At 72.9% G+C, this 22,804-nt stretch carries 19 protein-coding genes; 9 read left to right on the top strand and 10 right to left on the bottom strand.

Annotated elements, in window-relative coordinates; translation table 11 throughout:
* The first annotated feature begins 104 nt into the window (after positions 1 to 104).
* Positions 105 to 1,490, top strand: a complete 1,386-nt coding sequence (locus tag QRN89_RS22070) for a M14 family metallopeptidase (RefSeq protein WP_290351107.1) — start codon at positions 105 to 107, stop codon at positions 1,488 to 1,490.
* A 174-nt stretch (positions 1,491 to 1,664) separates the two neighbouring features.
* A complete protein-coding gene (locus QRN89_RS22065; RefSeq protein ID WP_290351106.1) occupies positions 1,665 to 2,492 on the top strand; it encodes a TIGR04222 domain-containing membrane protein in 828 nt (275 codons plus the stop codon).
* Positions 2,493 to 2,699: 207 nt separating this feature from the next.
* Here QRN89_RS22065 and QRN89_RS22060 read toward each other — a convergent pair whose 3' ends face one another.
* From QRN89_RS22060 to QRN89_RS22045, 4 genes are all read right to left on the bottom strand, one after another.
* On the bottom strand, positions 2,700 to 4,172 hold the full coding sequence (locus tag QRN89_RS22060) for a GntP family permease (protein ID WP_290351105.1): 1,473 nt from the start codon (positions 4,170 to 4,172) through the stop codon (positions 2,700 to 2,702).
* Positions 4,173 to 4,565: 393 nt separating this feature from the next.
* Positions 4,566 to 4,976 carry a RidA family protein gene (locus tag QRN89_RS22055; RefSeq protein WP_290351104.1) on the bottom strand — a complete coding sequence of 137 codons (411 nt, stop codon included), beginning with the start codon at positions 4,974 to 4,976 and terminating at the stop codon, positions 4,566 to 4,568.
* Positions 4,973 to 5,752 carry an IclR family transcriptional regulator gene (locus QRN89_RS22050; RefSeq protein WP_290351103.1) on the bottom strand — a complete coding sequence of 260 codons (780 nt, stop codon included), beginning with the start codon at positions 5,750 to 5,752 and terminating at the stop codon, positions 4,973 to 4,975. The genes QRN89_RS22055 and QRN89_RS22050 overlap by 4 nt, the downstream gene beginning before the upstream one ends.
* Entirely contained in the window at positions 5,749 to 6,867 is a 1,119-nt protein-coding gene (locus tag QRN89_RS22045; RefSeq protein ID WP_390701414.1) for a sugar kinase, read from the bottom strand. Before QRN89_RS22045 ends, QRN89_RS22050 begins: the two co-directional genes overlap by 4 nt.
* 195 nt (positions 6,868 to 7,062) lie before the next feature.
* On the opposite strand from QRN89_RS22045, the gene QRN89_RS22040 reads away from it, so the two are divergent.
* Both QRN89_RS22040 and QRN89_RS22035 read left to right on the top strand, forming a co-directional pair.
* Positions 7,063 to 8,349 carry an amino acid deaminase gene (locus tag QRN89_RS22040; protein ID WP_290351101.1) on the top strand — a complete coding sequence of 429 codons (1,287 nt, stop codon included), beginning with the start codon at positions 7,063 to 7,065 and terminating at the stop codon, positions 8,347 to 8,349.
* A 134-nt stretch (positions 8,350 to 8,483) separates the two neighbouring features.
* Positions 8,484 to 10,082, top strand: a complete 1,599-nt coding sequence (locus tag QRN89_RS22035; protein WP_290351100.1) for an N-acyl-D-amino-acid deacylase family protein — start codon at positions 8,484 to 8,486, stop codon at positions 10,080 to 10,082.
* A gap of 296 nt (positions 10,083 to 10,378) precedes the next feature.
* On the opposite strand, the gene QRN89_RS22030 is transcribed toward QRN89_RS22035, so the two are convergent.
* The 3 genes from QRN89_RS22030 to QRN89_RS22020 form a co-directional block, all read right to left on the bottom strand.
* A complete protein-coding gene (locus tag QRN89_RS22030; protein WP_290351099.1) occupies positions 10,379 to 10,702 on the bottom strand; it encodes a hypothetical protein in 324 nt (107 codons plus the stop codon).
* A 296-nt stretch (positions 10,703 to 10,998) separates the two neighbouring features.
* Entirely contained in the window at positions 10,999 to 12,492 is a 1,494-nt protein-coding gene (gene mptB / locus QRN89_RS22025; RefSeq protein ID WP_290353815.1) for a polyprenol phosphomannose-dependent alpha 1,6 mannosyltransferase MptB, read from the bottom strand.
* Positions 12,493 to 12,576: 84 nt separating this feature from the next.
* Positions 12,577 to 13,230: a hypothetical protein gene (locus tag QRN89_RS22020; RefSeq protein WP_290351098.1), complete on the bottom strand. Its 654-nt coding sequence runs from the start codon at positions 13,228 to 13,230 to the stop codon at positions 12,577 to 12,579.
* A gap of 333 nt (positions 13,231 to 13,563) precedes the next feature.
* On the opposite strand from QRN89_RS22020, the gene QRN89_RS22015 reads away from it, so the two are divergent.
* The 3 genes from QRN89_RS22015 (at position 13,564) to QRN89_RS22005 (ending at position 15,954) form a co-directional block, all read left to right on the top strand.
* Complete coding sequence (locus tag QRN89_RS22015; protein WP_290351097.1) at positions 13,564 to 13,806, top strand: DUF397 domain-containing protein; 243 nt, start codon at positions 13,564 to 13,566, stop codon at positions 13,804 to 13,806.
* A complete protein-coding gene (locus QRN89_RS22010) occupies positions 13,803 to 15,161 on the top strand; it encodes a cytochrome P450 (RefSeq protein ID WP_290351096.1) in 1,359 nt (452 codons plus the stop codon). The genes QRN89_RS22015 and QRN89_RS22010 overlap by 4 nt, the downstream gene beginning before the upstream one ends.
* Before the next feature lie 271 nt (positions 15,162 to 15,432).
* On the top strand, positions 15,433 to 15,954 hold the full coding sequence (locus QRN89_RS22005; protein WP_290351095.1) for a hypothetical protein: 522 nt from the start codon (positions 15,433 to 15,435) through the stop codon (positions 15,952 to 15,954).
* 118 nt (positions 15,955 to 16,072) lie between these two features.
* On the opposite strand, the gene QRN89_RS22000 is transcribed toward QRN89_RS22005, so the two are convergent.
* Entirely contained in the window at positions 16,073 to 16,705 is a 633-nt protein-coding gene (locus tag QRN89_RS22000) for an alpha-ketoglutarate-dependent dioxygenase AlkB (protein WP_290351094.1), read from the bottom strand.
* Positions 16,706 to 16,850: 145 nt separating this feature from the next.
* Positions 16,851 to 18,947, bottom strand: a complete 2,097-nt coding sequence (locus QRN89_RS21995) for a bifunctional polysaccharide deacetylase/glycosyltransferase family 2 protein (RefSeq protein WP_290351093.1) — start codon at positions 18,945 to 18,947, stop codon at positions 16,851 to 16,853.
* Between the two features lie 724 nt (positions 18,948 to 19,671).
* Here QRN89_RS21995 and QRN89_RS21990 point away from each other — a divergent pair.
* Positions 19,672 to 20,883: a pyridoxal phosphate-dependent aminotransferase gene (locus QRN89_RS21990; RefSeq protein WP_290351092.1), complete on the top strand. Its 1,212-nt coding sequence runs from the start codon at positions 19,672 to 19,674 to the stop codon at positions 20,881 to 20,883.
* Positions 20,884 to 20,999: 116 nt separating this feature from the next.
* The gene (locus tag QRN89_RS21985; protein ID WP_290351091.1) at positions 21,000 to 21,386 is read left to right on the top strand and encodes an SCO4983 family protein; all 387 of its coding nucleotides are present in this window, start codon (positions 21,000 to 21,002) and stop codon (positions 21,384 to 21,386) included.
* A 194-nt stretch (positions 21,387 to 21,580) separates the two neighbouring features.
* On the opposite strand, the gene QRN89_RS21980 is transcribed toward QRN89_RS21985, so the two are convergent.
* Positions 21,581 to 22,711, bottom strand: coding sequence for an L-talarate/galactarate dehydratase (locus QRN89_RS21980; RefSeq protein ID WP_290351090.1), 1,131 nt, complete (start codon positions 22,709 to 22,711; stop codon positions 21,581 to 21,583).
* Positions 22,712 to 22,804: the final 93 nt, after the last annotated feature.

The raw sequence follows: 22,804 nt of genomic DNA, 5'->3' as shown, positions 1-22,804 counted from the left end.
GGGGCATGCCATACCCCGACCATGTGCCCGACACACCAGAACCACCGTCGGCACATCCGCACGTCGCATCCAGCCACCCCCACACTCCCCACCCAGGAGACAGCATGCGACTTCGCACAGGCGGCCTCGGCACACCGAGCCGCACCGGCAAACGCCGCGGCCGGAGGTCCGCCACCCGGTCCGCCACCCTCGCAAGCCTGCTGGCGCTCGCCGTGGCGGTGCCGTTCACGGCGACCGCATCCCCGGCGCCTGAACCCGCGGCCGCCGCGACCGCGGCTGCCGAGGAGCAGACCCGCCAGTACGAGATCCACGGCCCGTCCACCGTCGCCGAGCGCACGGCCATCGCGGCCACCGGCGTCTCGATCGACGAGGTCCACGACCACACGGTCGTCGTCAGCGCCGACACCGCCCAGGCCAAGCGGCTCCGCGCCCTCGGCCACGACCTCGAGGCACTGCCCGCGCCGCCTTCCCGCAAGACGGCGGGCGCCGCGGTCCAGCCGTTCGACTTCCCCTCCGCGGACTCCCGGTACCACAACTACGCCGAGATGAAAGCGGAGATCGACCAGCGCATCGCGGCCCACCCGGACATCATGAGCAAGCGGGTGATCGGCAAGTCCTACCAGGGCCGGGACATCATCGCCGTCAAGATCAGCGACAACGTCGGCACCGACGAGAACGAGCCCGAGGTCCTCTTCACCCACCACCAGCACGCCCGTGAGCGCCTCACGGTGGAGATGGCGCTCTATCTGCTGCGCGAACTCGGCGACGACTACGGCACCGACTCCCGGGTCACCAACGCCGTCAACGGCCGCGAGATCTGGATCGTGCCGGACCTCAACCCCGACGGCGGCGAGTACGACATCGCCAGCGGGTCATACCGCAGCTGGCGCAAGAACCGCCAGCCCAACTCCGGTTCGTCGGCCGTCGGTACGGACATGAACCGCAACTGGGACTTCAAGTTCGGCTGCTGCGGCGGCTCCTCCGGCTCCCCCGGCTCGGAGACCTACCGCGGCCGGGCCGCCGAGTCCGCGCCCGAGGTGAAGGTCGTCGCCGACTTCGTGCGCTCCCGTGTCGTCGGCGGCAAACAGCAGATCAGGGCCGGCATCGACTTCCACACCTACAGCGAGCTGGTGCTGTGGCCGTACGGCTACACGACGGCCGACACCGCCCCGGGCATGACCCGGGACGACCGCGACGCCTTCGCCGCCGTGGGCGGGAAGATGGCCGCGAGCAACGGCTACACCCCCGAGCAGTCCAGTGACCTCTACATCACCGACGGGTCGATCGACGACTGGCTGTGGGGCAACCAGAAGATCTTCGGCTACACCTTCGAGATGTACCCGAGGGGCTTCGGCGGCGGCGGCTTCTACCCGCCCGACGAGGTGATCGAGCGGGAGACCAGCCGGAACCGCGACGCGGTACTGCAGTTGCTGGAGAACGCGGACTGCATGTACCGGTCGATCGGCAAGGAACAGCAGTACTGCTCCTGATCCCCGCGGTACCGCCCGTGCGGGCGGTACCGGCGCAGGCCCGGCGGGTTTCCGCCGGGCCTGCGCCCGTTCCCCTGTCCGGCCGTTCCCGAACGTCACCGGGCGCGTGGGTGGTTGAAAGTTCTCCCGCCGTGGGACAACCACGTCGGGTGGGTACGACGGGGGGAGGGCGGCATGGCCGTCGTCATGGCAATCGGCACCGCGGTGGCGGCGCTGCTGATCGGCGCCTCGCTGACCGTGCTGATCAGGATCCGGCGCGGGGCCGGGCGGGACCACACCGAGCAGCCGGGCGTGCCGCCGCCCGTCGATCCGCTCGCCGTCGCGCTCCTCGCGGGCGGGACGCTGCGGCTCACCCACACCGTGCTCTTCCGGCTGCACGCGGCGGGGCGGATCGTCTCCACGAAGCGGGGCCACACGGTGCAGCCCGCCGGTGAGGGCGGCCCGGAATGGACCGACACCGAGCGGGCGGTGCTGCGCCTGGGGCTCGGCTCCACCGTCACCACCGCGAAGGTCCACCAGGCGCTCACCGGGTCCCCCGCGGTGGAGCGGCTGACGTCACGGCTGGTCGCCGACCGGTTCCTGTGGGACGAGGACACCACCCGGCGCTGGCGAGGGCCGTCCCTGGGGCACGGTGCCCTCTGCGTCGCCGCCCTGCTGGCCGCGGTCGCCGCGGGGCCCGAACCCTACGTCCCGCTCGCCGTCGTGGCCGTGACGGGGTTCGCGGCGCGGTACGCGTTCGTCCGCCTCGGACGGCTCACCCCGGCGGGACGGTCGGCGCTGGCGTCGCTGCGCGCCGAGTACGAGAGCCGCCGCGGCTCCCACTGGGCGGCCCTCGACCGGCCCGGGCTGCACCTCGGCACGGAGGCGAACGGGCTCGGTGTCGCCCTGCTCGGTACGAAGGCCATCGCCGACGCCAAGGTCCGGCGCCGCATCTCTCCCGACGGCGGGGGCGGCTCCGGTGGCTGCGGGGGCGGTGGCTGCGGCGGTGGCTGCGGCGGGTGAGAACGCGGCGCGCGTGCCCGGCGTCCGGACGACGGGCGGGAGGACCCGTCCGCGCCGGAGGACCGTCCCGCGGGCGGGCCCGGTGGCACACGGCCACCGCCCCGGACCGGCGGTCACCGGTCCGGGGCGGTGGCCGTGGCGTAGGCGTGCTCGGCGTACGTGCCATGTCCGGGCTGTGCGGAGGCCCGGCGTACCCGCGTACGCCGCCTACACCGCCAGACTGAGCAGCGCCGCCGCCACGAAGCCCGCGACCGAGAGCACGGACTCCAGCACGGTCCACGACTTCAGCGTGTCCCGCTCCGAGATGCCGAAGTACTTGGCGACGATCCAGAACCCGCCGTCGTTGACGTGCGAGGCGAAGATCGAGCCCGCCGAGATCGCCATGATGACCAGGGCGAGGAAGGGCTGCGAGTGGCCACCGCCCTCCAGGAGCGGGAGGACGATGCCGGCGGTCGTCACGATCGCCACCGTCGCGGAGCCCTGGGCGACGCGCAGGACGAGCGAGATCAGATAGGCCAGCACGATGACCGGGAGCCCGACGTCGTTGAAGGTGTCGGAGAGCGCCTGCGCGACACCGCTGGCCTTGAGGACCGCCCCGAACACCCCGCCGGCGCCGACGACGAGCAGGATGTTGCCGACCGGCTTGAGGGACCGGGTGGACACGGACTCCAGGGACTTGCGGGTCCAGCCGCGCCGGATGCCCAGCAGGTAGTACGCCATGACCAGGGCGATCGTCAGGGCGACGAAGGGGTTGCCGAAGAACTCGACGACCGAGCGCAGGGTGGACTCCTCCAGGGCGATGGAGGAGAACGTGGCGGCGAGGATCAGGAGCAGCGGGGTGCCGATGATGGTGAGCACGGTCGCGAGCGCGACCGGGGCCTCCCGCGGCGTACGGCCGGCGGCCGCCTGTTCGGCGGCGACGGCGGCCTTGGCGTCCTCGGCCGCCTCGACCATGTCCTCCGGCACGGGGACGAAGATCCGCCTGCCGATCCACGCGGCGAAGACCCAGGCCGCGAGGACGGCGGGGAGGCCGACGACGATGCCCATGAGGATGACCCAGCCGAGCGAGACGTGGAGCAGTCCCGCCGCGGCGACCGGGCCGGGGTGCGGCGGCAGGAAGGCGTGGGTCATGGACAGACCCGCGAGCAGAGGCATCGCGTACAGCAGGATCGACCTGCCGGACCGCTTGGCGGCCGCGTAGACGATCGGTGCGAGGACGAAGATGCCGACGTCGAAGAAGACCGGGACGCCGAAGATCAGGCCGGTGAGGCCCATGGCGAGCGGGGCGCGCTTCTCGCCGAAGAGGCTCAGCAGACGACTGCTCAGCACCTCGGCGCCGCCGGACACTTCGAGGATCGCGCCCAGCATCGTGCCGAGGCCGATGATGATCGCCACATGCCCGAGGATGCCGCCCATGCCGGTCTCGATGACGGAGACGGCGGCCGACTTCTGGACGGTGCCGAAGAGTTCGGTGACGGACAGCCCGGCGGCGAGGCCGACGACCGTGGACACGGCGAGGAGCGCGACGAACGGCTGCAGCCGGGCCTTGATGATCAGGAAGAGGAGCAGGGCGATACCGAGGGCGGCGACGGTCAGCAGTCCGGCGGTCCCGGGTATCAGCAGGAGCAGTCCGCCCGTGTGGGGCGTGGGTGGTGGCGGGGCGTCGGCGGCGAGCAGCACGGGGATTCCTCCGGGGGCGGGGGTTTCGGGGCAGGGCGGATCACGGCACGGCGCTCCGGGGGTGGGCGCCGTGCCGTGCTGTGGGGGGGGTGCGTCAGGGGGACCGTCCGGGTGCGGGCGTTCCGGTCGGGGGCGTCCGGCGTACCGGTCGGTGGGCCTGTCCGGCGTACCGGTCGGTGGGCCCCGGCGTTCCGGCCGCGGGGCGACCGGGGACCTGGGGCGTGTGGCGAAAGCACCTCCGTCCGCCCGCGGGGCGGGGCCTGCGGCGTCCGGTGCGTGTGATCGCACGGCAAAGGATCATCCTCGTACCGGACGTACTCGGACGACTGCGAGACAACGCAGCGAGCGTGCGTGCCGGGCTTCGCGAGCCGGGAGGGACCTTCGCGACACGCCCTAGCCGAGGACCGCCAGGGCGTCGATCTCGATGAGGAGGCCCTCGGGCAGACCGACGTAGACCGTCGTACGGGCGGCGGGCGCCTCCTTGAGGCCCTGCTCCTCGAAGTAGGCGTTGTAGATCTCGTTCATCTCGGCGAAGTGGTCCGTGTCCGTGAGGTAGACGCGGATCATCATCACGTCGTCCCAGCTCGCGCCGCCCTCCCGCAGGACGGAGGCGACGTTCGCGAGGGTCTGCAGGGTCTGCTCGCGCAGGGCCGGTCCGGCGACGGTGGGTGCCTGGCCCTCGACGGCGGGGAGGAAGCCGACCTGCCCGGCGACCTGGAGGATGTTGCCCTTGCGGACGCCGTGGGAGAAAGCGGCGGGCGGGACGGTGTGGGTGGCGGGGGTGACGGCGGTCTTCTCGGTCATGCGGTGTCCTCGGGTGGGGTGTGGTGACGGGCAGGGGCGCTGCCGGAGTACTCCCGGCTGATGGCGTCGGCGGTACGGCGCACCAGCGGGAGCAGGCTGAGGAGTTCCTCGGCGGTGACGACGACGTTCGGCGCGGAGACCGACATGGCGGCGACGACGCGGCCGTCGGCGCCGCGGATCGGCGCCCCGACGCAGTTGATGGACTCCTCGTGGCCACCGAGGTCGGTGGCCCAGCCCTGTTCGCGCACGGCCGCCAGCTCCTCGAGGAAGGCGGCGGCATGGGGGATCGAACGGGGCGTGTACATGGGGAAGTCGAGGCGCTCGGCGAGGGCGCGGCGCTCGGCCTCGGGCAGATCGGCGAGGAGCAGCTTCGCCACGGCTGCGACGGTGATGGCGACGGGCTTGCCGATCCGCGAGTACATGCGGACCGGGTAGCGGCTCTCGACCTTGTCGATGTAGAGGACCTCGTTCTCCTCGTACACCGCGAGGTGGACCGTGTGACCGCACCGCTCGTTGAGGGCGACGAGGTGGGGGTGGGCGATCTCGCGGATGTCGAGGTTCTCCACGGCCTCCTGGGCGAGGGCGAAGAGGCGGGCCCCCAGGCGGTAGCGCTGGTCCTGCTGCCGGTAGACGAGCCCGTGCTCGTGCAGCGTGCGGAGGAGGCGCAGCGCGGTGGACTTGTGGACCCCGAGCCGCTCGGCCACCTGTCCGAGGTCGGCGGGTCCCTGTGCGAGCAGCGGCAGGATGCTGAGCGCGCGGTCGACGGTCTGGCTCATGGCGTGCGTACCTCCTCCGTGGCCTGCGCGGCTGCCGTCCAGCCGGGGCCGAGGTGAAGTGTCCCCCAGCGGTCGTCGTCGAGGGCGACGAGACGGTCCGCGTACGCGAGGGTGAGGGGCGCCGCGTACCGGGCCGCGGGGTCGTCGGCCGTGGGGTCGTGGGCTGTGGAGCCGGGGCCCGCAGGGTCGTCGGGACCGGACGGTCCGGCGGGGGGCGGGCTGCCCAGGTCACCGGGGACGGTGAGGGCGGCCGCGGCCATCAGATGGCCGTGCCGCAGCCGGTCGCCCACGGGGAGCCCGCGCAGCGTCGCCGACAGGAAGCCGGCGGCGAAGGCGTCCCCCGCACCGACGGGGGCGACGACGTCCACGTGCGGGGCGGGGACGTGGGTCTCGGTGTCGTGCGCCCGTGCCGGTGCCGGTCGCACGGCGCCGGCGGGCTGCGCCTGCCGGGCGTACGCCACGGCCCCCCGCGCGCCCTGCTTGACGACGAGGACGGCGGGTTCCGGCAGCGCCTCGCGGATCGAGGCGGGACCGTCCAGGCCCCAGGCGCGCTCCGCCTCGTCCTCGCCCACGAACACGAGGTCGGCGCCGCGGGCGAGTTCGAGGAGCACGGCGGGGTCGTCCCGGCCGAGGCCCGGACGGTGGTTGACGTCGAACGAGAGCAGCGGGCGGCCGGGGCGCCGGGCGGTCAGACCGCGCATCAGCGCGAGGCAGTCCGGGGACAGCGCCGCGGTGATGCCGGAGAGGTGGAGGATCCGCGCCCGGTCGAGGTCGTCGGTGGGGACGTTGGCCGGGGACATCGCCGAGGCTGCCGAGCCCGCGCGGTAGTACACGACCTCGTGGGCGTCCGTGGCCCGGTCGGTGGCGGTGCGGAAGTAGATGCCCGTGGGCCGGCCGGGGTCGCGGCGGACCGCGCCGGTGTCGACGCCGTACGCCGCCACGGCCGCGATCAGGTGGTCGCCGAAGCCGTCCGCGCCGACCCGGCTGACCCACTTCACCGAGTGGCCCGCCCCCGCCAGCGCACAGGCCACGTTGGACTCCGCGCCGCCGATGGCGCGGGAGAAGGAGGGGACGTCGGCGAGACGGCCGGGCCGCGAGGGCAGGAACGTGACCATGGACTCGCCGAGGCAGACGACGTCCACGACGCCGCCGTCCACTGCTGCGGTTCCGGTCACCCTGGCGCTCCTCTGGTGGTCGGGCTTGGTCTGATGGGTCCGTTGACCCGGCATCGGCTGGGATGTTAGACAGCGCTGAGCGTTATACGCAATGACCATTGCACATGATGCAACCGCACACGGAGGAGGCACACCATGCCCGCCGACAACACCGTCGAAGGCCTCGACCGGCTCGAGCGCGAGACCGTCGACCACCGCTTCAAGGCGCTCCCCCCGGACGCCGAGGGCCTGACCGTCGGCGAGCTGGCCGCCCAGCGGCGCAACCTCTTCACCGGCGGCTTCACCACTCCCGTACTCGCCCTCTCCGCGGAGTCCCTCGAGCACAACCTCGCCCTGTTGGAGACGTACGCCGAGCGCCACGGTCTCGCGTTCGCCCCGCACGGCAAGACCTCCATGTCCCCGCAGCTCTTCGCCCGCCAACTGGAGCGCGGGGCCTGGGGCATCACCGCCGCCGTCCCGCACCAGCTGCGTGTCTACCGCGCCCACGGGATCCGGCGCGTCTTCCTCGCCAACGAACTCGTCGACCCGGTGGCGCTGCGCTGGCTCGCCGGGGAGCTGGAGCGGGACCCCGACTTCCGGTTCATCTGCTACGTCGACTCCGTGCGCGGCGTGGAGCTGATGGCCGAGGCACTGCACGGTGCCGCCCGGCCGGTGGACGTCGTCGTGGAGCTCGGTGCCGGCGACGGCGCCCGTACCGGTGCCCGCAGCGAGGCGGACTGCACCGCCGTCGCCGACGCGGTCGCCTCGACCACGGCCCTGCGGCTGGTCGGTGTCGCGGGCTACGAGGGCGAGGTCCCGGACGCGACGCCCGAACGGGTGCGCGACTGGCTGCACCGGCTCGTCTCGCTCGCCGTCTCGTTCGACAAGGACGGCCGCTTCGCGGACACGGACGAGATCGTGGTCAGCGCCGGCGGCAGCGCCTGGTTCGACACGGTCGCCGAGGTGTTCGCCGAAGAACTGCCCTCGCTGTCCCGCCCGGTGCTGAAGCTGCTGCGCTCCGGCGCGTACGTCTCCCACGACGACGGCCACTACAGGCATCTGACGCCGTTCAACCGGATGCCCGAGGAGGGCGCGCTGGAGCCGGCGTTCCGCCTCTGGGCCCAGGTCGTGTCCCGGCCGACGGGGCAGCAGGCGTTCGCCAACGCGGGCAAGCGGGACGCCGCGTACGACCTCGACCTCCCCGAGGCGCAGGTCGTCCGGGACGCCCGCGACGGGTCGGTGCGCCCGGCCGCCGGGATCACGGTCACCGGCCTGTCGGACCAGCACGCGTGGCTGAGGACGGACGAGGACGCGGACCTGGAGGTCGGGGACTGGATCGGCATGGGCCTGTCCCACCCGTGCACGTCCTTCGACAAGTGGCAGCTGATCCCGGTGGCCGAGGCGGACGGCACCGTCACGGACTACATCCGCACCTTCTTCTGATCGACGGGCCCCGGCCCTCGGGGCCGGCGCCTCGCCCCGACCGATCGCCCCGACCGGTCCCCGGCCCGCACCCACGCCCCTCCCGCCGCCCCGGACCCGTACGGAGCCGCCCCGCCCGTCGAGAAAGGCACCCCATGGACCTGGTCATCCGTGACGTACGCGTCGTCGACGGCAGCGGCGGTGACTCCTACCGTGCCGACGTCGGCATCCGGGACGGCCGGATCGGCGCCATCGCCCGGGAGGGCGGGGGCGAGCGGCCCAGCGGGCGGCGCGTCCTGGACGCCCACGGTCTCGCCCTCTCCCCCGGCTTCATCGACATGCACGCCCACAGCGACCTCGCGCTGCTGCGCGACCCGGACCACAGCGCCAAGGCCGCCCAGGGCGTGACCCTCGAAGTGCTCGGCCAGGACGGGCTGTCGTACGCGCCCGTGGACGACCGGACTCTCGCCCAGGTCCGCACGGCCATCACGGGCTGGAACGGCGACGGTTCCGACGTCGACGTCGACTGGCGCACCGTCGGCGAGTACCTCGACCGCATCGACCGGCAGGGCACGGCCGTCAACGCCGCCTACCTCGTCCCGCAGGGAACCGTCCGGATGTACGCGGTCGGCTGGGACGACCGCCCCGCCACGGACGCCGAGCTCGCGCACATGAAACAGCTCGTCGCCGAGGGCCTGGAGCAGGGGGCCGTCGGGATGTCGTCCGGCCTCACGTACACCCCCGGCATGTACGCGACCGGCTCCGAACTCACCGAACTGTGCCGGGTCGTGGCCTCGTACGACGGCTACTACTGCCCCCACCACCGCAGTTACGGGGCCGGAGCCCTGGAGGCGTACGAGGAGATGGTCCGGCTCACCCGGGACGCCGGCTGCGCCCTCCACCTCGCCCACGCCACCATGAACTTCGGCGTGAACAGGGGCCGGGCTCCCGAACTGCTGGCCCTGCTGGACGCGGCGCTCGACGCGGGCGCCGACATCTCCCTCGACACCTACCCGTACACCCCGGGCTGCACCACGCTCGTCGCGACCCTCCCGAGCTGGGCGAGCGAGGGCGGCCCGGAGGCCACCCTGGCGCGGCTCGCCGACGACACCACCGCCGGACGGATCCGCCACCACATGGAGGTCCTCGGCTCCGACGGCTGCCACGGCGTGCCCGTCGAGTGGGACACGATCGAGATCTCGGGCGTCACCGAGCCCTCGCTGGCGCCGTTCGTCGGCCGGACCGTAGCGGAGAGCGCGGCACTCCGCGGCGAGGAGCCCTGGATCACGGCGCGCGGACTGCTGCTGGCCGACCGGCTCGGCTCCACGATCCTCCAGCACGTCGGCCACGAGGAGAACGTCCGCGCGATCATGCGCCACCGCGTCCACACCGGCGGCAGCGACGGCATCCTCCAGGGCGACAAGCCGCACCCGCGCGCCTACGGCACCTTCCCGCACTACCTCGGCCGCTACGCCCGCGAACTGGGCGTCCTCTCCCTGGAGGAGACGGTCGCCCACCTCACCTCCCGCCCGGCCGCCCGCCTCCGGCTGCCGGACCGCGGCCTGGTCCGCGAGGGCTACCGGGCGGACCTCGTCCTCTTCGACCCGGACACGGTCGCGGCGGGCTCCACCTTCGACGCCCCGCGCACCCTGCCGAACGGCATCCCCCACGTCCTGATCGACGGCACCTTCGTCATCGAGGACGGGAGGCGCACGTCCGCCCTGGCGGGACGGTCGGTCCGCCGGGGGCGGTGAGGGCGGGGCCGTCGGCGGCGCCGCGGAGCGGATCACCCGCGGCGCGAAGCAGAATCTCAGGATGCGCCTGGAGCCAAAAGCTCCTGGTCAGATACGGTGATGGGATGACCGAGAGCGTGCCTGCCGACGTGGCCGACGTGCTTGCGGCAATCCTGAACACGGACGGTCCGGCCCATTCCGCGCTTCGAAGCCAGGTTCCGCCGAATACTCCGCAGGGCCCACCGAACTCCCCGCTGCCAGCCAACATCGCCCTGCATGGTCCTCGGCCCGGGGACCTGTGGAGCGCATGATCCGGCTCACGACCCGGGCCGGGCCACCACCGGGTCGCTTCCCGGGGACCGGGGCGCCGCACGGGGGTGACGGGCGCCGAGCGGGCTGAGTTCGAAGACCAGCCGTCCCAGCGCAACAAGGGTGCCCTGACCCAAGACGAGAATCAGCCACCACCCGACATCCCAGTACCAGTTCTCGGCCCAGGGCTGCGCAATTGCCAGCGTCCCGATGAGGTGCGAGACGGCGATGACGATGCCCGCCCGCCGCTGCCTGGGACAAAGGATCGGCAGCATCGCCCAGAGCGCGGAGGCCAGCACCAGCCAGGGAGCGAAGAACGGCAGACCGGACATGATGGGCCTCGGTATCGGTAGAGAGCACAGTTCGGCTACCGTCGCACCGGCGGGCCCGCGGTACCAGCTCGGCTGGATATCGCATGGATCACGATGCCCCCTGGCAGCCCGCCGGGTGGCCTGTCACATGCGCGGCCACACCCGCGCAGCCGACCGTCGCGCGGGCACTGCTCCCGCGCGTACGACCGGCACCTTCCCATCAGCCGTCACAGACAGCCCACGGCCCCTCCCTGCACTCGGTGAACAGCCAAGGCCGCGGCCGCCCCCGTGCCCACGTCCTCGTCGACCGTCTCCCCTCATCGAGAGGCGCTGGCACGCCCTCGCGGGACGGTCGGTCCGCCAGCGGCGGCGAGGGCCGCGCTCGTTGCGCCCCGGCGCAGCGCGACCAGCGCCGATGCGCAGGCGATCGCCCCCAGCACGAAGCCGTACGGCGGGGTGTGCCCCGAGGGGGCCGTCTCGTAGACCAGTCCGACGGAGAGCACCATCAGCACGCGGACGGCCGGGGAGTCCCAAGCCGGCACCGTCGCGGCGACGGCCGCCGTGCCCCAGAGCAGGTACCACGGCTGCACCATGGGCGAGAGCGCCACCAGCACGAGCAGCGACAACCCCAGGCCGTACACGGGATCGAGAGCCGGTCGGCCCCGCCACGGGAGCAGCGTCCGGAACGCGAGGAAGGCGATCACCGCGAGCGCGGCGGCGAGACCGAGCGTCTGCACCGCGCCCTTCACCGTGGCGAGTTCGGCGCCGGTGAGGGCCCGGGCGGCGAGGCCGGCGGCCTGGCCGAGGTCGCTGGTGAGCGACAGGGGCGTGTGGATGGCCCCGGCGACGCTCTGCGTGCGCAGCCAGCCGAAGCCGGTGCCGCCGATCAGCGACGCAGCGACCACGACCGCGGCGGCCACCAGACCGGGGCCGGGCAGGCCCCTCACCAGGCGCCGCGCCAGAGGCCCTTCGCCCCGGCGGACCACGATCAGCCCGATGAAGAGCAGCGCGAGCGCCGCCGGGGACTTGATCATCACGGCGAGTGCGACGACCGCGCTGCCCGCGATCGGTCTCCCGCGCAGCGCGAGCAGGACCCCGGTCAGCATGAGAGCGATCATCAGGCCGTCGTTGTGGACACCGCCGACGACGTGCAGCAGCAGGAGCGGGTTGAGCACGGCCAGCCACACCGCGCGGCGCTCGTCCGCCCCGCACTCGACGGCCAGACCGCGCACCGCCCACACGGTGACGACGAGCGCGGCGACGGCGATCAGCCGCATCCCGAGCACGGCGGGCACGACGGTGCCGCCCGTGGCCCACACCACGGCCTTCGCCAGCAGCAGGAACACGGGTCCGTACGGCGCAGGGGTGTCCGTCCAGTTGCCGCCGACGCTCGCCGCCGCGTCGGCACCGAGCGAGTCCGGGCCGAGCACCGACGGCCCGTGCGCGTACACGTCGTGGCCCTCGAGGACCATCGCTCCTTGGGCGATGTAGCTGTAGACGTCGGCGCTGTGGAGCGGGGGCGCGAGGACGAGCGGCGCTGCCCACCACGCGAGCGTGAACAGCGTGTACCGGACTCCGGGCCCCTCACCGCGCGCGAGCAGCCTGCCGTACGCCCACCAGGCCGGCACCAGCAGCGTCAGCCCCGCGTAGGCGAGGACCGCGCCGGCCGTGGTCACCGTGGTGCCATGGGTGCCCCACAGCCCCCAGGGCTCGCGAACGGGCAGCGCCCCGGCGACGGTGCCTCCGGCCGCCACGGCCAGCGCCCCGGCCGTCCCCAGCCGGCGCGCGCCGGCCGCACTCCGCATCCACATGAGCAGCAGGTCCGTCCCCACCAGGTCTGCCGGCCGGCGCCGGGTCGCAAGGACTGCCGAGCCTACAGCGCCCTCCGCGGCCGCTCAGGAAGCGTGCAGCATATAGGTGTTCTCCAGCTCGTCCTGCACGACGGTGGCCTTCCTGTCCGCCGTCCGTACGTGCATGTCCTCGTCCGGGGTGTGCGTCCCGAACCGCCAGCCCTCCGGGAGCCGCAGCCGGTCGCCGAGGGAGGCCAGGGAGTCCATCGTCTGGCCCGGGTCCACGGTGTGGGAGTAGGCCTGCAGCACGAAGGTCCGGCCGTCGGCGTCGGTCAGCGCGTACACGGGCCTGCCGGCCTTCAGGACGTACTCGGTGTCCCGGTCCACGGTGGTGGTCACGTAGTGCTTCCTGCCCGAACCGGCGGCGACGTCGACGTCCGGCGGAATGCGGACATCGGCAGCCCAGCGGGCCTCGAGGCCGTCGAACTTCTCGACGTCGCCCCAGTGGTACGTGGTGACCTCGTCGATGGTCCAGAACCGGGGGCCGTTCAGAAAGACGGCGGGGACGCCGAACTGCGCCGCCAGGGCGCCGGCGTCCAGCGCGTTCCACTTGTCCATGGGGCAGTCGTTGAGGCCGTAGGTGTTGTAGACGGCGCCCTTGAGGCCGCCGGACTCGTCCGGCGAGATCAGCACGACCTCGCCGTAGCGCTCGTCGCGCATGCCGCTCAGGTGCCGGGAACGCCTCGCCGGGTCGGACATGGCTCCTCCTTGTCACGGCCAGTCGTCCACGGCTGCGGGAACCGTGGCGGCGGGCCAGGGCCCGCCGTCGGGCGGGCCCGGGTCGTGACGCGTGTCGTCCACTCCCTCCAGATCAGCACACCCGGGGCGGGCCCGCACGCCGTCGCCGGTCTCGACCCACACCGTCTTCCTCCCGATACCGCGGTCCCGCGGGTGGGGCGCCCCGGGCGTCCGCGAGAGCCGCCGCGAGGCCGAGAAGTCCGGTGCGCCGTCCCGGCGCCGTGACATGATCCGCGGGCACGCCCTCTGTGTCGAGGACTCAGCCGAGTCCGTCAGAAAGGTGGCCGACGAGCTATGAGCGACCGACTCACGTGGTTCACGTCCAGCGACAGCGGCGGCCGGGGAAGCGTCTGCGCCGAAGTCGCCCCCGCCCGGAGCACGTCCGACCGGGGCGACGACCGGGGCGGCCACCGCGTCGGGACAGCCGCCCCGCCCCGCACCGTCCCCGTCCGTGGCTCCGGGCCCGGCGAGGACGGCCCGCGCTTCGTCGTCGCCGGCGCCGCGTGGACCCGCTTCCCCGGCGGTGTCGGCGCATGACGACGAGCGCGCGTGTGCCGGGCCCGGCCGGTCTGCCCTTGCTGGGGTCGATGTTCGACCTCAAGCGGGACTCGCTCGGCACGTATCTCGCCGCCCGCCGGGCGCACGGCGACGTGGTCCGCTTCACCGCGGGGCCTCCGGGGCTGCGGATGGAGCTGTACGCGGTCTTCTCGGCGGAGGGCGCCCAGCAGGTGCTGGCGACCGGCTCCGCCAACTTCCGCAAGGACAACGCGTTCTACGAAGAGGTCCGGGAGTCCTTCGGCAACGGACTGCTGACCAGCCAGGACGACGACTACCTGCGACAACGGCGGCTCGTGCAGCCGCTGTTCACCCGCCGCCGTGTGGACGGCTACGCCGCGGCCGTCACCGACGAGACGGCCGGGCTTCTCGCCCGCTGGGCCACGGCCCCCGACAGCACGGTGGACGTCGTCGACGAGATGACGCGGCTGGCGCTGCGGGCGGTGGCCCGCATCCTGTTCGGCACGGACGTCGATGCCGCCGTTCCCGTCGTGGAGCGCTGCTTCCCGGCCATCGGCGAATACACGCTCCGGCGCGGGTACTCCCCCGTCAATCCGCCCCGCAGCTGGCCCACTCCGGACAACCGCCGGGCCGCGACGGCGACGGACGAGCTGTACGGGGTGTGCGACCGGATCATCGAGGAGCGCCGCGCGGAGGGGGAGGCGGCGAAGGGCGACGACCTCCTGACCCTGCTCGCCCGGGCGGAGAGCTCCGAGGACGGGGCCCTGGACGCGTCCGAGATCCGCGACCAGGTGCTGGTGTTCCTGCTCGCCGGGCACGAGACGACGGCCACGTCGCTGGCGTTCGCGCTCCATCTGCTCGCCCGGCACCCGGAGGAGCAGTCCCGGGCGCGGGCGGAGGCCGTGCGCATCCTGGGGGGCCGTACTCCCGAGGCGTACGACCTCGACGCGCTGCCGTACCTCACCCAGGTGCTGAAGGAGGCGATGCGGCTCTACCCGGCCGCTCCGGTCGTCGGCCGCCGGGCGGTCGCCGACGCGGTCGTCGGCGGGCACACGATCCCGGCCGGTGCGGACGTGGTGGTGGCGCCGTGGGTGACGCACCGGCACCCCCGCTACTGGGAGGACCCGGACCGCTTCGACCCGGAGCGTTTCGCCCCGGGCGCCGACAAGGACCGTCCGCGCTACGCCTGGTTCCCGTTCGGCGGCGGGCCGCGTGCCTGCATCGGCCAGCACTTCTCGATGCTGGAGTCCGTGCTCGCGCTGGCCATGATCCTGCGCGACTACGAACTGGACGCGGTGGACGAGCGGGTCCCCGTCGACGCGGCCATCACCCTGCGCGCGAAGGGCCCGGCGCGCTGCAGGCTGCGACGCGTCTGACCCTGCTCACCGCCGCGGCACGGCCCTGGCCCGTTCGGGGCAGGGCCGTGGGCACCTGAGTGACGGCTCGGAGCGGCGCGCGAACCGTCCTGTCGCGGATGTGGATAGTCGACGGCGGACGAGGCCGTGAGCATCGTGCGGGAAGGGTGTCCCCCACCTCTTGGGACCCGTCTCGGGGAGGACGCTCCGGTGTGCATCCGCCCGGAGGCGCGCCGACGTTCCCCCTCCCGCGCGCCTTCCGGGCCTCCCACGCGTCGAGAGGAAGGGCAGTATGAAGAAGCTTGCTTTGGCCGCCGGGATCATTCCGGCGGCGACCGGGATCGTCCTCGCCGGACTCGTCAACGCACCCTCCGCGACGGCGGACGACATGCCCGTGTCGATCACCCGCGCCGACGACCTGATCGCCAGGATCGGCGTCATGGACGGGCGGCGGTGCGAGCGCACCGAGCGGGACGTCAGCTCCACCGTCGTCGACTACTCGGGGAGTGGCCTGTTCGGAACGGTGTTCCGCGTCACGACCGACCGCCGGGGGGACGCCTACCTCAACGACAGCAGGAGCCCCGGCGACTGGGTTCCGCTGGAGCTCGTCCCCGGCGCTCCGGACTGCACCGAGGACCCCGCCGTGTCCGTCACCGAGGAAGACCCCGGCCAGCTTTTCATCACCCTGGTGGCCGGCAGCGGAAAGATCTTCCAGGCCACGTGCGAGGTCTCGGACGTCACGCCCCTGAACTCGGCGAACATCGCCACCGCGTGTTCCCCCGGGTTCACCCAGATTCCGAACACCCCCGTCTGACCGCCCGTGCGACCCGGCTCCGGCCGGATCGGATGAGGTGCGGAAGGGCCCGTCGCCCGCCGGGCTCCGGTCCGGGCGACGGGCCCTTCCGTCATCCCGCTGTCGCCCGCCCGAGCGCTCAGTTCACCCCGCGCGGCCGGAACTGGACGCTGATCCTTGCGCCCACCGCCCGGCTGGTCTTGGGCACGGCGTGCTCCCACGTCCGCTGGCAGGAGCCGCCCATGACCACGAGGTCGCCGTGGCCGAGGGCCCTGCGGACCGTGGGGCCGTGGCCGTTCCTGGGCCGGAGCGCCAGGTCGCGCGGTGTGCCGACGGAGAGGATGGCGACCATCGTGTCCTCACGGGAGCCCCGGCCGATGCGGTCGCCGTGCCAGGCGACGCTGTCGTGGCCGTCGCGGTAGTAGCAGAGTCCGGCCGTCACGAACGGCTCGCCGAGTTCGGCGGCGTAGTGCGCGCCGAGCGCGTCGCGGGCCTCGGCCAGGACGGGGTGGGGCAGTGCCTCGCCCTCGCGGTAGTACGCGAGCAGCCGGGGCACGTCCACCTCGCGCTCGTACATCCGGCGCCGCTCCGCGCGCCAGGGGACGCCGTCCACCAGCTCCTGGAACAGCGCGTCGGCGCCGCTCAGCCAGCCGGGCAGGACATCGAGCCAGGCCCCCTGGCCGAGCACCGTGCGGCGGACGTCCGTCAGCGGGCCGAGGCGGATCTCGTCGGTCTGGTCGAAGAGCGAACCCTGGAGATGGACTCCTGACATGCCTCCAGAGTACCCAGAAAACCGAACAGATGAGCTATTCGCTCGGCGCGAGACGCCGAGTCCGGAGGCAGCCGCTCATCAGCGTGTTCGGGTGGGCCGAGCGTGCGGATGCGTCGTCCCGGTTCAGATCGCACCGCGCGTGGGCTCAGACCGCCGTGGTGCGGCGGTCCGACAGCTCGTCCGTCGCCGAGCCGGTCCGGTCCATCCGCTGCCACCGGAGCCGATTGCCCATGAGGGCCGTGACCACCGACTGGACGACCACCAGGTACATCAGCTGGCGGTAGACGAAGATCTGGAGCGGCAGGCTCCACAGGGGCTCGAACCGCTCGCGGTCCAGCCTCAGCGCGTACATCGCACTGAGCACCTGAACCGCGGTGAACACGAGCCAGACGGCCGCCGCCTGCCCGGCTCCCTGGAACAGCAGACCGTACAGGGCGAACACGTCCACGAGCGGGGCGAGCAAGGGCAGGACCGTCTGGAAGAGCAGGAGGTACAGGAGGCCGCGGCGGCCCAGTTTTCCGGCGGCTCCGCGCCCGACCACGGCACCCCGGTGCTTCCACATGGCCTGGAGAGTGCCGTAGCACCAGCGGTAACGCTGCTTCCAGAGTTGGCGAACCGTCGCCGGGGCCTCCGTCCAGGCAACCGCGGACTCCTCGTAGACGACGCGCCAGCCCGCCCGGCACAGGGCCATGGTGAGGTCGGTGTCCTCTGCGAGGGTGTCGTCGCTGACGCCCCCCACGCCCAGCAGCGCCTCACGGCGGAACGCGCCGATCGCCCCGGGGACGGTCGGCATGCACTCCAGGACATCGAACATACGGCGGTCGAGATTGAAGCCGATGACGTATTCGAGGTGCTGCCAGCGGCCGAGGACCCCCTGCCGGTTGCCGACCTTGGTGTTGCCGCTCACGGCGCCCACTCGCGGATCCGCGAGCGGTTGGATCAGGTTGCCGATCGCGTCGGGCTCGAAGACGGTGTCGCCGTCGATCATCACGATGATGTCGAAGTGGGCCCAGGCCAGACCCGCGTTGAGCGCGGCGGCCTTGCCCGCGTTCGGCTGGCGGATCACCATCACACGGCGGTCCTCGATGGAGTCGGCGATCTGGAAGGTCCGGTCGGTCGAGCCGTCGTCGACGACGATGACCTGGACGGCACCGTGGGAGGACGCGAGCAGCGAACGCACGGTCGCCTCGATGCCCGCCTCCTCGTTGTACGCCGGAACGATCACCGAGACCGGATCGGTGACGGGGGGCACCAGGGGCCCGCCGCGACGGCGGGAGCGGCGTGGACGCCTGGCGCGGACGCGCTTCACATGGACCCGCGCCACGGTGAAGAGCATCACGAGGCGAGCGGCGGTGATCACACCGGCGGCGACCAGGAACCAGGTCATGGCGTCGGCGAAAGCCCGGGACCCCTGCTGGGCACGGACAACCGCGGCCCCCCTCCACTCCGCCGCGGTGGACACATCGTAAGTGGTGCCCGTCAGCCCGAGCCCGCGGCCGATGGTGGTGAACCGGACCTCGCCGCCGCCGCCGGCGGCCAGCAGCCGCTCGGTCTCCCCGACGGCCGCCGGTGAGCCGGTGAGCGTGCGCACGGCCCCCTGACCGGAGGTCCGTCCCGGGGGGTCGGCGGTGATCACGACATAGCCGTCGTCGAGGGCGCGGTACGCCGCCGCGCCCATGGCTCCGCAGAGCGTGGCGGGCCCGGCGGTGTGCGGCAGCCGCAGGAGGTGGGTACCGATGCCCGCCGTCCCGGCGAGGACGTTCTGCGTGAGGGCGAGTTCGAGCCGGGTGCGGGGCCCGGAAAGCGCGGCGAGATTGGCGTCCGTATAGGTGTGGGATCCGATCTCGTGACCGTCGTCCTTGATCCTGCGCACCAGGTCGGGGTGGGCGGCGGCCTGGGTCCCGGTGAGAAAGAACGTCGCCTTCGCGCCGCCCCGCGCCAGCACGTCGAGCAGGGCGGGCGTCCAGGCGGGGTCGGGGCCGCCGTCATAGGTGAGTGCGACGGTGCCGGCGGGCATCCGGGCCGCGACCACACCGCTGGACTCCGGATCCTTCCTCAGCACCGGCCCGCCCGAGAACGCGGTGTCCGCCGTGGCCGTGCATCGGCCCGGCGGGGCGGCGGTCGGGGCTATCTCGTGTCGCCCGTAGCCGCTGAAGATCAGAGCCGTGGCCAGCGCTGCCAGGGTGAGGCTCAGCAGCACCCAGTGGGCGCGCGGGTCGCGGCGCGCGGCGTGCCGGGTCACCTCGGCCCCTTGCCTTCCGCGCCCGGACTGCGCCGGGGAGCATTGCCCGAGTTGCCGGGCGCGTCGGTCACCACGCTCGCCTCGGAAGGTGCCGATGTGGCCGCCGGCGGTTCCGACGTGCCGCCGCCCGGGCCCGCGGGGCTGGAGGCTCTCGGAACGGGCGGGCCGGGGGTCCCGGACGACGGTTCCGAGGCGGGCTCGCGCTCCGTCCCGCCGACGCCGGCGGGCTCCTCCTCGACCGGCTCCCCGGTGTCCTCCCGCGACGGGGAGGGCTCACCTGCCGCAGGCTCCCCGTCCTGCCGGCTCTGGCTCCACGGGAGCGGCCCGCCGGCCGGCCCGGCGCCGAAGGCACCGATCGCCACGACGGCGAGAAAACACACGCACAGGGCACCCAGGGCGACCGATACGAACTTCATGAGCCGGCGTCGGCGCCCGGAGGCGTCGACGAACACTGCGTTCCGCTGGCGAGTCACAGCCGCGCATTGTAAACAGCGCGATGTCAGCCGCGACAACCTCCTCACAAAGGAGACTTTTCCGCACGGAAAGGCCCGAAGAAGGCCCCGCCATCGTAGGAATTCGGCCACTCACCGGGCGAAGGCCCGCCGGCGTCGCCCCTCCCCACCCCCTCGGGCCGCCCGGGACGCCTCGGCTCACGACCCGTCCGGACCCCGGGGGTGGCCCAAAACACGGAGCGCGTGCCGCGGCGGGCCCGTAAGCTCGCGTCATGCAGGTGATCCAGTCGACCAAGCTCGCCAACGTCTGTTACGAGATCCGCGGACCGGTGCTCGAGGAGGCGATGCGACTGGAGGCCGCAGGGCACCGCATCCTCAAGCTGAACACCGGGAACCCGGCCGCCTTCGGGTTCGAGTGCCCGCCGGCGATCCTCGAGGACATACTGCGGAACGTGGCGGACGCCCACGGCTACGGCGACGCGAAGGGCCTGCTGAGCGCGCGCCGCGCGATCATGAGCCAGTACGAGACCAAGGGCATTCCGCTCTCGGTCGAGGACATCTACCTCGGCAACGGCGTCTCCGAGCTGATCCAGATGTCGATGCAGGCGCTGCTCGACGACGGCGACGAGGTCCTGGTCCCGGCGCCGGACTACCCGCTCTGGACGGCGGCCGTGTCGCTCTCCGGCGGGACGGCCGTGCACTACCGGTGCGACGAGCAGTCCGACTGGATGCCGGACCTCGCGGACATCGAGCGGAAGATCACCGATCGCACCAAGGCGATCGTGATCATCAACCCGAACAACCCCACCGGCGCGGTCTACGACGACGCGATGCTGCGGCAGCTCACGGACATCGCCCGCCGGCACCGGCTGGTGGTGTGCTCGGACGAGATCTACGACAAGATCCTCTACGACGGCGCAACGCACACCCCGACGGCCGCGGTCGCACCGGACCTGATGGTCCTCACCTTCAACGGCATGTCGAAGAACTACCGGGTCGCGGGCTACCGCAGCGGCTGGCTCGCCGTCTGCGGTCCCAAGGCGCACGCGGCCTCGTACATCGAGGGCCTGACGATCCTGGCGAACATGCGGCTGTGCGCCAACATGCCCGCCCAGCACGCGGTGGCCGCCGCACTCCAGGGCCGGCAGTCCATCGAGGACCTGGTACTTCCCGGCGGCCGACTGCTGGAGCAGCGCGACGCGGCGTACGACCTGCTGACGCAGATCCCCGGCGTGACGTGCGTGAAGCCCAAGGGCGCCCTCTACCTCTTCCCCCGTCTGGACCCGCAGGTCTACAAGATCAAGGACGACCGGCAGATGGTGCTGGACCTGCTGCGGGCCGAGAAGATCATGGTCGTCCACGGGACGGGCTTCAACTGGCACGAGCCGGACCACTTCCGGATCGTCACCCTGCCGAACGCGACGGACCTGGCGGACGCCGTCACCCGGATCGGGAACTTCCTGGACGGCTACAGCCAGCCCTGACCCCGCCGGGGTTCCGGAGCGTGAGCGGACCGGGACCCCACGCTTCCGGACGCCACTCAACTTTAGACGCGATCCAATGTAGGATGGCTGCAGGGCTACTGCAGGAGGCCGTCCCCATGTACGAACCGATCCGCTCCAAATCGGTGCACTCGATGGCCGGCGAGTGCGACTTTCCCCACCGCTCCCGTGAGGAGGAGCTGGACATCCAGCTCGCCGGGCATCTCGCCGCGCTCCTCGCGGTCACCGACGAGCTCGGCCTCGGCGCCGAGGCCGAGCGCATCGCCGAGCAGGTCGCCCGGCTGCGCGGCACCGCGCCGCTCCGTCATGCCGGGCTCACCGGCGCCGACCCGGCCGCCCTGCATCGCCGCGCCCTCGCTCTCGCCGGGCGCGCCCTGGTGGTCGCCGCCTCGCGCGCCGACACCGCCGCCGCGATCCTCTCCGCCGAGCGGATGGACGCGCACACCGCCGCCCTGCGCGACACGCATCTGGTCGGCGCCCCCTGACGGCCCCGGTCCGCGTGCCACGAGGCGCGCGGACCGGGCGCCACTCGCCAACGGCCTCGCCCGGGCCGGTCCGCGCGGCCCGGCTGCGGACGACCGGGTGCGGGAACGCCCGGCCCCGCCGGTGTCCCGACGCCCCGGCCGACCGACGCCCCGCCTGCCTTTCCGGCGACGGGGCGCGCCCATGAACGGGCGGCTCAACCCTCCCGCACCAGCACCGAGTCGACCGTCCACCGCGCCGCACGGTCGCTGGGCGTCAACCCGAGCCCCGGACGGTCCGGGACCAGCAGCCGGCCGTCCTTCAGCTGCAGGCGCTCCTCGAACAGCGGCTCCAGCCACTCGAAGTGCTCCACCCACGCGGTCCCCGGGTAGGCCGCCGCGAGATGCAGATGCAGCTCCATCACGAAGTGCGGCGCGAGTGACAGCCCCTTCCGGTCGGCCAGCGCCGTGATCCGCAGGAACGGGGTGATCCCGCCGACCCGCGGGGCGTCCGGCTGGACGACGTCCGAGGCGTTCGCGTCGATCAGCGCGGTGTGCTCGGCGACCGACGTCAGCATCTCGCCGGTCGCGACGGGCGGGTCCAGCGCCGCGGCGAGCGCGGCGTGGCCCTCCGCGTCGTACGCGTCCAGCGGCTCCTCGATCCAGACGAGGTCGTACGCCTCCAGCCGGCGCCCGATCCGCAGCGCGGCGGACCGCTCCCACTGCTGGTTCGCGTCGACCATCAGCGGCACGCCGTCTCCCAGGTGCGCCCGTACGGCCTCGACCCGCCGCAGGTCCTCCGCCGGATCGGGCGAGCCGACCTTGATCTTGATGCCGCCGACGCCCCGTGACCGTGCCAGGTCCGCGTTGTCCAGGACCTGCTCCAGGGGCGAGGAGAGAAAGCCGCCGGAGGTGTTGTAGACGTCGACGGACTCGCGGTGGGCGCCGAGGAGTTTGGCGAGGGGCAGACCGGCGCGCCGGGCCTTGAGGTCCCAGAGGGCGATGTCGAACGCGGCGACGGCCTGGACCGCGACTCCGCTGCGGCCCACCGAGGCACCCGCCCAGACCAGCTTGCTCCAGAGCCGGCCGGTGTCGTTGGGGTCCTCACCCAGGAGTTCCGGCGCGATCTCACGGGCGTGGGCGTAGAGGGCGGGACCCCCGGCTCGCTTGGAGTAGCCGAAGCCGAGGCCCCGATGGCCGGACTCGGCGGTGATCTCGGCGAAGAGGAACGCGACGCGGGTGAGCGGCTTCTGGCGTCCCGTGAGGACCTTCGCGTCGCTGATCGGCGTGGACAGGGGCAGGTCGACGTGCGACAGACGGACCGAGGTGATGCGGTCGGCGATACCCATGGCCACATTCTCGACCGAGGTTCATGAACATGACCAGGGTGCGGCAGGAAAGGGGCCGTCCGCAGGAACGGACCGGAGCCGGGCAAGGACCGG

The sequence above is a fragment of the Streptomyces sp. HUAS CB01 genome (assembly GCF_030406905.1).
Lineage (GTDB): Bacteria > Actinomycetota > Actinomycetes > Streptomycetales > Streptomycetaceae > Streptomyces > Streptomyces chengbuensis.
This window is presented reverse-complemented; position numbering and strand designations above follow the sequence as displayed.